The organism is Pseudomonas koreensis, assembly GCF_012986595.1.
Taxonomy (GTDB): domain Bacteria; phylum Pseudomonadota; class Gammaproteobacteria; order Pseudomonadales; family Pseudomonadaceae; genus Aquipseudomonas; species Aquipseudomonas koreensis.
The window spans coordinates 236,688-248,611 of sequence record NZ_JAAQYM010000004.1 but is presented as its reverse complement, the minus strand read 5'-3'; the positions used below and the strand labels follow the sequence as shown (position 1 = coordinate 248,611).

The 11,924-nt window shown below is 62.4% G+C and carries 10 protein-coding genes; 7 read left to right on the top strand and 3 right to left on the bottom strand.

Going from position 1 to position 11,924, the window contains the following annotated elements:
• Window position 1: 1 nt before the first annotated feature.
• The 4 genes from HBN98_RS14060 to HBN98_RS14045 all read left to right on the top strand — a co-directional run bounded on the left by HBN98_RS14060 (window position 2) and on the right by HBN98_RS14045 (window position 3,721).
• Window positions 2–1,636 (top strand): ABC transporter ATP-binding protein, encoded by a 1,635-nt coding sequence (locus HBN98_RS14060; protein ID WP_083366389.1) that lies wholly within the window; start codon window positions 2–4, stop codon window positions 1,634–1,636.
• A gap of 166 nt (window positions 1,637–1,802) precedes the next feature.
• Window positions 1,803–2,324 (top strand): DUF3455 domain-containing protein, encoded by a 522-nt coding sequence (locus tag HBN98_RS14055; protein ID WP_064586881.1) that lies wholly within the window; start codon window positions 1,803–1,805, stop codon window positions 2,322–2,324.
• 165 nt (window positions 2,325–2,489) lie between these two features.
• Window positions 2,490–3,023 (top strand): sigma-70 family RNA polymerase sigma factor, encoded by a 534-nt coding sequence (locus HBN98_RS14050; protein ID WP_083366390.1) that lies wholly within the window; start codon window positions 2,490–2,492, stop codon window positions 3,021–3,023.
• Complete coding sequence (locus HBN98_RS14045) at window positions 3,020–3,721, top strand: anti-sigma factor (RefSeq protein ID WP_083366391.1); 702 nt, start codon at window positions 3,020–3,022, stop codon at window positions 3,719–3,721. Before HBN98_RS14050 ends, HBN98_RS14045 begins: the two co-directional genes overlap by 4 nt.
• A gap of 21 nt (window positions 3,722–3,742) precedes the next feature.
• Here the strand turns inward: HBN98_RS14045 and HBN98_RS14040 are convergent, their stop codons facing one another.
• Window positions 3,743–4,825: a DUF1615 domain-containing protein gene (locus HBN98_RS14040; protein ID WP_083366392.1), complete on the bottom strand. Its 1,083-nt coding sequence runs from the start codon at window positions 4,823–4,825 to the stop codon at window positions 3,743–3,745.
• Between the two features lie 212 nt (window positions 4,826–5,037).
• Here HBN98_RS14040 and HBN98_RS14035 point away from each other — a divergent pair, with 212 nt between their 5' ends.
• Together HBN98_RS14035 and HBN98_RS14030 are read left to right on the top strand one after the other, a co-directional pair.
• A complete protein-coding gene (locus HBN98_RS14035; protein ID WP_083366393.1) occupies window positions 5,038–7,242 on the top strand; it encodes a TonB-dependent receptor in 2,205 nt (734 codons plus the stop codon).
• A 149-nt stretch (window positions 7,243–7,391) separates the two neighbouring features.
• On the top strand, window positions 7,392–8,927 hold the full coding sequence (locus tag HBN98_RS14030; protein WP_083366394.1) for an FAD-dependent oxidoreductase: 1,536 nt from the start codon (window positions 7,392–7,394) through the stop codon (window positions 8,925–8,927).
• 119 nt (window positions 8,928–9,046) lie between these two features.
• Here HBN98_RS14030 and hemB read toward each other — a convergent pair whose 3' ends face one another.
• Window positions 9,047–10,021 (bottom strand): porphobilinogen synthase, encoded by a 975-nt coding sequence (gene hemB / locus HBN98_RS14025; RefSeq protein WP_064586875.1) that lies wholly within the window; start codon window positions 10,019–10,021, stop codon window positions 9,047–9,049.
• Window positions 10,022–10,255: 234 nt separating this feature from the next.
• Complete coding sequence (locus tag HBN98_RS14020) at window positions 10,256–10,954, bottom strand: glutathione S-transferase family protein (RefSeq protein ID WP_083366395.1); 699 nt, start codon at window positions 10,952–10,954, stop codon at window positions 10,256–10,258.
• A gap of 273 nt (window positions 10,955–11,227) precedes the next feature.
• Between HBN98_RS14020 and HBN98_RS14015 the strand changes: the two genes are divergently transcribed.
• Entirely contained in the window at window positions 11,228–11,902 is a 675-nt protein-coding gene (locus HBN98_RS14015) for a hypothetical protein (protein WP_064586873.1), read from the top strand.
• Window positions 11,903–11,924: the final 22 nt, after the last annotated feature.

Below are 11,924 nucleotides of genomic sequence, written 5' to 3'. Positions count from 1 at the left end.
CATGAAAGAAAATTTGATCGAGATCCGCGACCTGCGCGTGGCCTTTGGCGAACAGGCCGTGGTGCACGGTTTGAACCTGGACATTCGTCGTGGCGAATGTCTGGCGCTGGTCGGTGAGTCCGGTTCGGGCAAGTCGGTCACGGCGCATTCGATCTTGCGTTTGTTGCCGGGTAAATCCGTCAGCAGCAGCGGTTCGATTGCCTATGGCGGCGTCAACTTGCTGCAGGCCAGCGAGCAGCACCTGCGCGGTTTGCGCGGCAACCGGATTGCGATGATCTTCCAGGAGCCGATGACCTCGCTCAATCCACTGCACACCGTGGAACGACAGGTCAGCGAAGTGCTGGAGATTCACAAGGGCCTCAAGGGCCGCGCCGCCCGTGAGCGCACGTTGGAATTGCTTGAACTGGTGGGCATTCGCCAGCCATTGCAGCGCTTGAAAGCCTATCCCCACCAGTTGTCCGGCGGCCAGCGGCAACGGGTGATGATTGCGATGGCGCTGGCCAATGAGCCGGAACTGCTGATCGCCGATGAGCCGACCACGGCGCTCGACGTGACCGTGCAGCAGAAAATCCTCGAGCTGCTGATCGAGCTGCAACAGCGGCTCGGCATGTCGATGCTGCTGATCAGTCACGACCTCAATCTGGTCCGGCGCATCGCCCAACGCGTGTGCGTGATGCGTCACGGCGAAATCGTCGAACAGGCCGATTGCGAGACGCTGTTCCGCTCGCCGCAGCATCCCTACAGCCGCTTGCTGATCGAGGCGGAACCCAGCGGTGCGCCGGTCCCGAGCCCGTACGAGCACAACCTGCTGGAAGTGGATGATTTGAAGGTCTGGTTTCCCCTGCCCAAGGCACTGTTCAGCCGTTCACAGGATTACATCAAGGCCGTCGATGGGGTCAGCTTCCGCCTGCAACGCGGCAAGACCCTGGGCATTGTCGGCGAGTCCGGTTCGGGCAAATCCACGCTGGGCCAGGCGATCCTGCGCCTGGTGGAGTCCGAGGGCGATATCCGCTTCGGCAACAAGCAGCTGAGCTTGCTCAACCAGCGCTTGATGCGCCCCTTGCGCCGGCAGATTCAGGTGGTGTTTCAGGACCCGTTCGGCAGTCTGAGCCCACGGATGTCGGTGCAACAGATCATTGCCGAAGGCTTGCTGACCCATGGCATCGGCACCGCCGACGAACGTGAGGCGGCGGTGATTCGGGTGCTGGAGGAAGTCGGCCTCGATCCGCGAGCCCGCCATCGTTACCCCCACGAATTTTCCGGCGGACAACGCCAGCGCATCTCCATCGCCCGCGCACTGGTGCTGGAACCGGCATTGATCCTGCTCGATGAACCGACCTCGGCGCTCGATCGCACGGTGCAGAAACAAGTGGTGGACCTGTTGCGGCAATTGCAGATCAGGCACGGGCTGACGTATCTGTTTATCAGCCATGATCTGGCGGTGGTGCATGCGCTGGCCCATGACTTGATGGTGATCAAGGACGGCAAGGTGGTTGAGCAGGGATCGTCGCGGGAGATTTTTGCCGCGCCCAGACACCCCTACACCCAGGAACTGCTCAAGGCCTCTGGCCTCAAGGCAGACACAAATCCCTGTAGGAGTGAGCCTGCTCGCGATAGCGGTATTCCAGTGACATGAGTGCCGACTGACACGACGCCATCGCGAGCAGGCTCACTCCTACAAGGGAATCAGTGTGTTCGAAATTTATTTTTCAGCCACTGCATCCAAACACCTCCGCCACGGGTAGTCCCTGTAACAGTCACTGTTGGCTGCCAGCGATCTACCCCTTTCGGAGAAAACACTGATGAACACCACACAGCTGATTTGCTTCACCGGTTTGCTCGCCGCCTCCGCCGGCGCTTTCGCACAGAGCGCTCTGCCAGACGCCATCAAGGTACCGGACGGCCACAAAGTAGCGCTGGAAACCACCGGGGTCGGCGAGATCACGTATGAGTGCCGCGACAAGCCCAATGCGGCCGGGCAGACCGAGTGGACATTTGTCGGCCCGAAAGCGGTGCTCAATGATCGCAGTGGTAAACAGGTCGGCACCTACTTCGGCCCACCTGCCACCTGGCAGGCCAAGGACGGTTCGAAAGTCACCGGTACGCAGTTGGCGGTCGCCCCGTCGAGCCCGGGCAACCTGCCCTATCAACTGGTCAAGGCCAACCCCGCAGAAGGTAAAGGCGCGATGAGTGGCGTGAGTTATATCCAGCGTGTCGCCCTCAAGGGCGGCGTGGCCCCGGGCAGCGAATGCAGCGCGGCGAACAAGGGCAAGCAGGAAGTGGTGAAGTACCAGGCGGATTACATCTTCTGGGCGGCGAACTGATTTCCCGACTCAACACAAAGCCTCTGTAGGAGTGAGCCTGCTCGCGATGACGGTGTGTCAGCCAACAACTGCTCCACTGAAATACCGTCATCGCGAGCAGGCTCACTCCTACAAGGGGAATCGTGTTGTCTGGATGTTTGCGGAATGTAAGCTAAATTGCACGACATGCCTTTACCCGAATCTGAATTCGATTACGAAGCCCGTCTCGCTGCTTGTGCCCGCGGCGAGCGTCAGGCCCTGCGCGATTTGTATGTGCAGGAAAGCCCGCGCCTGCTCGGTGTGGCCAAGCGGTTGGTGCGCGACACGGCGCTGGCGGAGGATATCGTTCATGAGGCGTTCATCAAGATCTGGGCCGGTGCGGCGGGATTCGATCCGACGCGCGGCTCGGCACGCGGCTGGATGTTCAGCGTGACCCGGCATCTGGCGCTGAACCTGCTGCGTGATCATGGCCGGGAAACGCCACTCAACGACGCTCACCACTCGGTCGCCGACGATGACGGGTTTGAGGCGGCGGCGCATTCCGCACGCATCCACCGCTGCCTGGAACAACTTGAGCCCGAACGCCGCCACTGCATCCTCCACGCCTACGTCGACGGCTACAGCCACGCGCAGATCGCCAGACGCCTCGACACGCCATTGGGCACCGTCAAAGCCTGGATCAAACGCAGCCTCAACGCGCTGCGGGAGTGCATGGGATGACCACTGAATCGGCGCAGGAACGTGATGAACTGGCCAGCGAATACGTGCTCGGCACCCTGTCGGCGCCGGAGCGCGAAGCGGTGCAGCAGCGCTTGCCCAACGAGCCGGAACTGCAAGCGGCGGTGGATGCCTGGGAGCGGCGGCTGCTGGACCTGACGGACCTGGCCGGGACGCAGCAACCGTCGCCGCACTTGTGGCCGCGTATCGAACGCAGTGTCGAGCGACTCTCGCGTAAAGCAACTGAGCCGACGCGCACCTCATGGTGGAACCTGCTGCCGCTGTGGCGCGGGCTGAGCGCCGCCGGACTGGCCGCGACGCTGATCCTTGGCTCGATTCTGCTGACCCAGACCACGCCGAAACCCAGCTATCTGGTGGTGCTGGTCGCCCCGCAGGACAAGGCGCCAGGCTGGGTGATCCAGGCGAGCAATTCACGCGAGATCCAGTTGATCCCGCTGGGCGTGGTCGAAGTGCCGGCGGACAAGGCTCTGGAGTTCTGGACCAAGGCGGACGGCTGGCAAGGGCCAGTGTCGCTGGGGCTGGTCAAACCGGGGCAGGCGCTGGAAGTGCCGCTGGACAAACTGCCGCCGCTGCAAGCCAATCAGCTGTTCGAGCTCACCCTCGAAGGCGCCGGCGGCTCGCCGATCGGCAAACCGACCGGGCCGATTCAGGCGATTGGCCGGGCCGTCAAAGTGCTGTAACCGCCACCTTCAACTGGCGACTTAACCGCCTTTGGCCATGCAGCGCTTGTAGCGCTCATCCACCCGTTTGGCGAACCACGCCGTGGTCAGCTTGCGGGTGATTTTCGGACTCTGCAGGACAATCCCCGGCAACACTGCACGGGGCAAGGTCTTGCCTTCGGCCTGCTCGGCCAGTTCAAACACGCGCTGGTAGAGTTTGGTGTCTTCGAAGTCCAGAGTCTTGCCCTTCTCCAACTGATCGCGAATCGTCGGGTTGCGCATGCCCAGCGACTTGCCGAGGGTGCGCACCGCCAGTTCGGTGCTGCCGGGCATGATCGAGTCATAGCGAATCAAGTCGCCATCCAGCGCCAAGGGGATGCCCGAAGCACGGCTGACCGCGTTCTGAAACGCCGCATTGCGGCTGGCGTACCAACCGGCATTGAAGTCGGCAAAACGGTACAACGGCTCGCGGTAACTCACCGGATAACCCAGCAAATGGGCGATGCCGAAGTACATGCCGCCACGGCGGGTGAACACTTCGTGGCGGATCGTGCCGTTGACCGGGTACGGGTAGTCCTTGGCGTGCTGCTCGGCAAATTCGATGCTGACCTGCATCGGCCCGGCGGTGTGCACCGGATTGAAGCCGCCGAACAGCGTGCGGCCCATCGGTACCATGCCGATGAAGTCATCGAAAATCGCGCTGAGTTCTTTCTCGCTGCGCGCCGCGTTCAGGCGTTCACTGTAGCTTTTGCCGCTGGGCGAACGCACGGCCAGGGCGGCGCTGACCAGCATCCCCGGGATGTGGGCCTTGCCGGCGCGGCGGTCGATTTCGTCGCGGGCAATCTTGCCCAGGCCCGGCACGGTCGGGTCTACCTGAAACGTCGATTCCTGCTCGGCAACGGCCAGCACCGAACACAGGTTTTGCGTGGTCGGGCTGATGCCCTGCGCGGCGAACGCGGCGTAGATGTCGGTGGCCCAGCCTTGGCGGTCAGGCACTTTTGCCGGCATCAACCGCACGATCTCGGCTTTCACTTCGGCGGGCGCACGCGGCGCCGGCTCCTGACTGCGCTGCCCCGCGCAACCGGCGAGCACCAGCATCGCAGCGAGGGTAATGACTAATCGCATGTTGCTTCATCCAATCCACTAAGCCAGAACCACCATACACAATCCGCGTGAGAGCTGCCGCAGGTGGATGGCTGCTTGCGGAGTGATGACAAACTGATTGCAAAGCGTTACTGCGAACTCATATCATTTGCGCCTGGAGTCGCATTTGCGCAAGGAGTTCCCGCGCCGCCCTATTTTTTTCTTGCTGGCCACGCGCCTCCAGGTACGAACACATGCCCGCTACAGCTCGCCTCGCTGCCCCGTTCCGCCCGACGCTTCTCGCTCTGCTGTGCTCCCTGAGCGTCAGCGCTTACGCTGCCGATGACAATGCCAAGCAGCTGGTGCTCGACAACGTCAACATCAACGCCCAGGCACCGACGCCAAGCGCCCTGCCCCCGGTCTATTCCGGCGGTCAGGTGGCCCGTGGCGGCCAGCTCGGCGTGTTGGGCAACCAGGATATGATGGATGTGCCGTTCAGCGCCGCGTCGTACACCGAACAACTGATTCAGGATCAGCAAGCGGAAAACGTTGCCGACGTCCTGCTCAACGATGCCTCGGTGCGTCAGGCTTCGGGCTACGCCAACCAGGCGCAGGTGTTCATGATCCGCGGCCTGCCGCTCAACGGCGATGACATTTCCTATAACGGCCTGTACGGCGTGTTGCCACGGCAGATCATTTCCAGCGATGCCCTGGAGCGCGTGGAAGTGTTCAAGGGCCCGAACGCCTTCATCAACGGTGTGACCCCGACCGGTTCCGGGATCGGCGGTGGCGTCAACCTGCAGCCCAAGCGCGCCGGCGACGAGCCGCTGCGCCGCTACACCACCGACATCAACAGCGAAGGCCGCGTTGGTCAGCACTTCGACATCGGCCAGCGCTTCGGCGAAGACAATCGCTTCGGCGCGCGGATCAACCTGTCCCAGCGCGAAGGCGACACCGGCATCGATCACGAAAACCAGCGCTCGAAACTGTTCGCCATCGGCCTCGACTACCGGGGCGATGCACTGCGCCTTTCCGGTGACTTCGCCTACCAGAAAGAGCGCGTCAACGGTGGCCGCAACTCGGTCAACCTCGGCACCGCCACGCACATTCCGGATGCGCCGTCGGCCGACACCAACTACGCGCCGAAGTGGGGCTACACCGACATCGAAGACACCTTCGGCATGCTCCGCGCCGAATATGACCTGAACGACAACTGGACCGCATACGTCGCCGGCGGCGCCAAGCACACCCGCGAAGTCGGGCGTTACAACTCGACCACCCTGGTGGGCAACACCGGTGCATCGTTCACCACTGGCTCGTTCATCCCGCACGATGAAGACAACACCAGCCTGATGGCCGGCCTGAACGGCAAATTCAACACCGGCGCCGTCAGCCACAAACTCAACTTCGGTCTGAGCGGGCTGTGGGCCGAACAGCGCAGCGCCTACGATTTCGACCTGACAAAATACGCCAACAACATCTATCACCCGGTGCAAACCCCGTCGCCAGTCGGCAATTTTTCCGGCGGCGACGTCAGCGATCCGGGCATTGTCGGCAAGACCTTCAACCGCAGCCTCGCGCTTTCCGACACCCTCGGTTTCTTCGATGACCGCCTGCTGATCACCGCCGGCCTGCGTCGTCAGCAACTGGTGGTGCAAGGCTACAACTACGCCAGTTACGGCAGCGGCAGCCGCAAGTCGAGCTACGACGAATCGATCACCACACCGGTCTACGGCATCGTGTTCAAACCGTGGGAGCATGTGTCGTTCTACGCCAATCACATCGAAGGCCTGGCCCAAGGCCCGACCTCGCCGACCAGCACCGGCGGCTTCAAAGTGACCAACGGCAACGAAGTCTATGCACCGGCCCGCTCCAAACAGACCGAGGCCGGGGTCAAAGTCGACATGGGCACTTACGGCGCGAGCCTGGGGGTCTATCGCATCGAGCAGCCGAGTGACGGTTACTGCGAAATCAACAGCGCCACCACCTGCACCTACGTGCGTGAAGGCGAGCAGATCAACAAAGGCGTGGAAATGAACGTGTTCGGCGAGCCGGTCAACGGTCTGCGCCTGATCAGCGGCCTGACCCTGATGGACACCGAACTGCGCAACACCCAGAACGGCGCCAACGACGGCAACCGTGCCATCGGCGTGCCGAGCTTCCAGTTCAACGCCGGCGCCGACTGGGATGTACCGGGTCTGCAAGGCGTGGCGCTGAATGCGCGGATGCTGCGCACCGGCGGCCAGTACGCCGACGCGGCCAACAACCTCAGCCTGCCGACCTGGAACCGCTTCGACGCGGGCGCGCGCTATGCCTTCAAGGTCTCGGAGAAAGACGTGACGTTGCGCCTGGGCGTCGAGAACCTGGCCAACAAGAAATACTGGGAATCGGCGCAGGGCGGCTACCTGACCCAGGGTGAGCCACGGGTGGCGAAGTTGTCGGGGACGATCGACTTCTAACCCGCTGTCGCCCCCCCCTGTGAATCTCAGCCAGAAATCAAAACGGCCCCGCCGCCCCAACGCTGCGGGGCCTTTTCCGTCTGGCTGACAAACTGGCCGTCCCGCCCTGCTGATCCATACTTGCTGCACAGCCAACGGAGGACAGGTCCATGCACCGCAGCGACGTACTGATCATCGGCGCCGGCCCGACCGGTCTGGTGCTGGCCCTGTGGCTGAGCAAACTGGGCGTGCGGGTGCGCATCCTCGACAAGACTTGCGGCCCCGGCACCACCTCGCGGGCGCTGGCGGTGCAGGCGCGGACTCTGGAGTTGTACCGGCAACTGGACCTGGCCGACACCGTGGTGCGCAGCGGCCACAAGGTCGCGGCGGCAAATTTCTGGGTCAAGGGCAAAGCGGTCGCGCAGTTGCCGCTGCAGCGTATCGGCGAAGGCCTGACGCCCTACTCGTTCATCGAAATCTTCCCCCAGGACCAACACGAACGGCTGCTGCTTGAACGCCTGGAAGACTATGGTGTGACAGTTGAGCGCAACACTGAACTGGAGAGTTTCGAAGAAACCGGCGACGGCCTCACCGCGCATCTGCGCTTGCCGGACGGGCAGCAGGAAATCTGTCAGGCGTGCTTTCTCGCCGGCTGCGACGGTGCGCGCTCGGTGGTGCGCAAAACCCTCGATACCGGGTTCCCGGGCGGCACTTATCAGCAGATTTTCTACGTCGCGGATGTCCAGGCCAGCGGCCCGGCCATGAACGGCGAGCTGCACCTGGATCTGGATGAAGCGGATTTTCTCGCGGTATTCCCGCTGGCCGGCGAAGGCCGCGCGCGGCTGATCGGCACGGTGCGCGACGAACGTGCCGACCGCGCCGAAACCCTGCAATTCGCCGACGTCAGCAGCCGCGCCATCGAGCACCTGAAGGTGCACATCGACGAGGTCCACTGGTTCTCCACCTACCGCGTGCATCACCGCGTGGCCGAGCACTTTCGCAGCGGCCGGGCGTTTCTGCTCGGGGACGCAGCGCACGTGCACAGCCCCGCTGGCGGCCAGGGCATGAACACCGGGATTGGCGACGCGATCAACCTGGCGTGGAAACTCGCCGCCGTGCTCAACGGCAGCGCCACCGCGCAACTGCTCGACAGCTACGAAACCGAACGCATCGCCTTCGCCCGGCGGCTGGTATCAACCACCGACAAGGTGTTCAGCTTCGTCACCGCCGAGGGGCGTATCGCCGATCTGCTGCGCACGCGTCTGGCACCGTTCCTGATCCCGAAAATGGCCACGTTCGAGGCCAGCCGCGAGTTCCTGTTTCGTACCGTCTCGCAAGTCACCCTCAACTATCGCGGCATGCCGCTGAGTCGGGGCACGGCTGGCCACGTGCACGGCGGCGACCGCTTGCCGTGGGCGCATGATGGTGAGGGCGATAATTACGAGCCGCTGCGCCAGCCCTGCTGGCAGGTGCATGTGTACGGCGACACCAGCGACGAGATGATCGCCTGGTGCACCGAACACCACCTGCCGCTGCATGTGTTCGACTGGCGGCCGGCGTTTGAAACGGCGGGGCTGGGGCGTAACGGCTTCTATCTGCTGCGCCCGGATACTTATGTGGCGATTGCTGATAACAGCGCTGATCCGAAGGTGATCGAGCGGTATTTTCGCGATCACGGCATAAGGCCGTTCTTCCCGTGCCCCTGACACAGCACAAAACTGTAGGAGTGAGCCTGCTCGCGATAGCGATGTGTCAGTAAAAAAGTTGTGACTGACACACCGCTATCGCGAGCAGGCTCACTCCTACAGGGGTTATGCGGTGTTGTTTAGATCCCGGCCAGCGCCAGATCCATCGCAAAGTAGGTGAAGATCAGGTCCGCCCCCGCGCGCTTGATCGCGCCCAGGCTTTCACGCACCACACGGTCCTCGTCAATCGCACCGGCCTGCGCGCCGAACTTGATCATCGCGTACTCGCCGCTGACCTGATACGCCGACAACGGCAGGTTCGAGGCTTCACGAATGTCGCGGATGATGTCCAGGTACGCACCGGCCGGTTTGACCATCAGCGCGTCGGCGCCTTCCTGCTCGTCGAGCAGCGATTCGCGCAGGGCTTCGCGGCGGTTCATCGGGTTCATCTGATAGCTTTTGCGATCACCTTTCAGGGCGCTGCCGCCGGCTTCGCGGAACGGGCCATACAGCGCCGAGGCGAATTTAGTCGAGTAGGCCATGATCGGAATCTGGGTAAAACCTGCGTCATCCAGCGCGCGGCGAATCGCCCGCACCTGGCCGTCCATCGCCGCCGACGGCGCGATCACGTCAGCACCGGCACGCGCCGCCGCCACGGCTTGCTTGCCGAGGTTGATCAGGGTCTGGTCGTTGTCCACTTCGTGGTTGTGCATCACGCCGCAATGGCCGTGATCGGTGTATTCGCAGAAGCAGGTATCAGACATCACGATCATGTCCGGCACCGCGTCCTTGGCAATCCGCGACATCCGCGAGACCAGGCCGTCTTCGCGCCAGGTGTCGCTGCCGTTGGCGTCCAGGTGATGGGACACGCCGAAAGTCATCACCGACTTGATGCCGGCACGGGCATAGCGCTCGATTTCGCTGGCCAGCTTGCGCTCGGGAATACGCATCACCCCCGGCATGCTCTTGATTGGCACGAAGTCGTCGATTTCTTCTTCGACGAAAATCGGCAGCACCAGATCATTCAGGCTGAACTCGGTTTCCTGGAACAGACTGCGCAGGCTCGCATTGCGGCGCAGACGCCGGGGACGTGCTTCGGGGAACTGGCTGGACATGGTTCTTCCTGAAAACGGCAGATGAGACGAAAGTCGTAGGGGGCGAAGCTTATGCCTTCGCTGGGGGCGGGTACAAACCTGGATCAATCAAGACAGCATTACCGGGTGCGCAATAATCCGTCAGGCAACACACGTTCCGCTGTAGGAGCTGCCGCAGGCTACGATCTTTTGCCCCTCAAAAAACAAATCAAAAGATCGCAGCCTGCGGCAGCTCCTACAGGGGATTTGTGTGGATTACGACGGAATGGTCAGCCCGCGCACCACCGCCGGCCGCTCCAGAAAGCGCTCGAGCACCCGGGTGACGTTCGGGAAGTTGCTGATCCCGACCAGATCCCCGGCCTCATAGAAGCCGATCAGGTTGCGCACCCACGGGAACGTGGCGATGTCGGCGATGGTGTAGCGCTCGCCCATGATCCAGTCGCGGCCTTCCAGGCGTTTGTCGAGCACGTTGAGCAGGCGTCGGCTCTCTTCAACGTAGCGATCACGCGGACGCTTGTCCTCGTAGTCCTTGCCGGCGAATTTGTTGAAGAAGCCGAGCTGGCCGAACATCGGGCCGATGCCGCCCATCTGGAACATCAGCCACTGAATCGTCTCGTAACGCAGCGCGCCTTCCTGCGCCAGCAACTGCCCGCTCTTGTCGGCGAGGTAGATCAGGATCGCGCCGGACTCGAACAGCGGCAACGGTTGGTCCTCGGGGCCATGGGGGTCGAGGATCGCCGGGACCTTGTTGTTGGGGTTCAGCGAAAGGAACTCGGGGGACATCTGGTCCTGCGTGTCGAAGCCCACGCGGTGCGGCTCGTACGGCAGGCCGATCTCTTCGAGCATGATCGAAACCTTGACGCCGTTGGGGGTCGGCAGGGAATAGAGCTGAATCCAGTCAGGGTACTGCGCGGGCCATTTCTGGGTGATCGGGAACGCGGACAGATCGGTCATGGGAAGCATCCAGTCACAAGGAAAGCACTGATCATAATGTAGGCGCTGGCGCAGGCTGCGATCTTTTGATTGGGTTTTTGCCTGCAGCAGCGCCTACACGAACCGTAACATCCTGCGGGTAATGTGCATGAACCAAACTGGCCTCAGAGGACTCTGAGCTATGCCTTTCGCAAAGGAAGCGCGACACACGACATGGACACCACCCGGTGCTGGGAGCCCGTGGTGCAAGGGTTTGTCAGCCTTAACCGCATTTGCTGAAGACGCCTTTATTCAATGACGAACCTCATGAGATTCGCCAAACGCTTCAAACATCGCGCCTGTGTGGCCCTGCCCTCCCTGCTGGCGGTGAGTGCGTTGACCTTGTCGCTGGAGTCGAGCCAGATTCGCGCCCAGCCGGTGGACGGCACCCAGACCCTGGTCTTCCTGCGCCACGCGGAAAAACCCGCCGGCGGCCTCGGCCAGCTCAACTGCCAGGGCTTGAACCGCGCGATCGAGCTGTCGACCCTGCTGCCGGAAAAATTCGGCAAGGCCGATTACGTGTTCGCCGCCAACCCGACGCGCAATGTCGAGGAAGGTGAGCTGGACAACTCCTACAGCTACATCCGCCCGTTGATGACCATCAGCCCCGCCGCGATCAAGCTTGGCCTGCCGGTGAACATCGAGTTCTCCGCCAACGACACCAGCGACCTGGCCCGTGAACTGACCGAAGACAAGTACCACAACTCTACGATCTACACCGCGTGGTCCCACGGCTACCTGCCGGAGCTGATCAACAAGGTCGCGGGCAAGGCGGTCGGCGAGAAGCAGACCATCACCGATGACTGGGCGTCCGGCGATTTCGATTCGCTGTACGTGCTGACCCTGACCTGGCACAACGGCAAGGCCAGCTTGCAGAGCCACAGCTACAAGCAGGGGCTGGATAACGGCAAGGTGACTTGCCCGACTTGAGACTGGTGGTGTTTTTGAGGCC

What these genes read in the sequence shown, in the direction of transcription:
- HBN98_RS14015 (WP_064586873.1), top strand. Translation starts at nt 11,228, where the DNA reads ATGACGAACCTCATGAGATTCGCCAAACGCTTCAAACATCGCGCCTGT.
- HBN98_RS14050 (WP_083366390.1), top strand. Translation starts at nt 2,490, where the DNA reads ATGCCTTTACCCGAATCTGAATTCGATTACGAAGCCCGTCTCGCTGCT.
- HBN98_RS14035 (WP_083366393.1), top strand. Translation starts at nt 5,038, where the DNA reads ATGCCCGCTACAGCTCGCCTCGCTGCCCCGTTCCGCCCGACGCTTCTC.
- HBN98_RS14060 (WP_083366389.1), top strand. Translation starts at nt 2, where the DNA reads ATGAAAGAAAATTTGATCGAGATCCGCGACCTGCGCGTGGCCTTTGGC.
- HBN98_RS14020 (WP_083366395.1), bottom strand. Translation starts at nt 10,954, where the DNA reads ATGACCGATCTGTCCGCGTTCCCGATCACCCAGAAATGGCCCGCGCAG.
- hemB (WP_064586875.1), bottom strand. Translation starts at nt 10,021, where the DNA reads ATGTCCAGCCAGTTCCCCGAAGCACGTCCCCGGCGTCTGCGCCGCAAT.
- HBN98_RS14055 (WP_064586881.1), top strand. Translation starts at nt 1,803, where the DNA reads ATGAACACCACACAGCTGATTTGCTTCACCGGTTTGCTCGCCGCCTCC.
- HBN98_RS14045 (WP_083366391.1), top strand. Translation starts at nt 3,020, where the DNA reads ATGACCACTGAATCGGCGCAGGAACGTGATGAACTGGCCAGCGAATAC.
- HBN98_RS14040 (WP_083366392.1), bottom strand. Translation starts at nt 4,825, where the DNA reads ATGCGATTAGTCATTACCCTCGCTGCGATGCTGGTGCTCGCCGGTTGC.
- HBN98_RS14030 (WP_083366394.1), top strand. Translation starts at nt 7,392, where the DNA reads ATGCACCGCAGCGACGTACTGATCATCGGCGCCGGCCCGACCGGTCTG.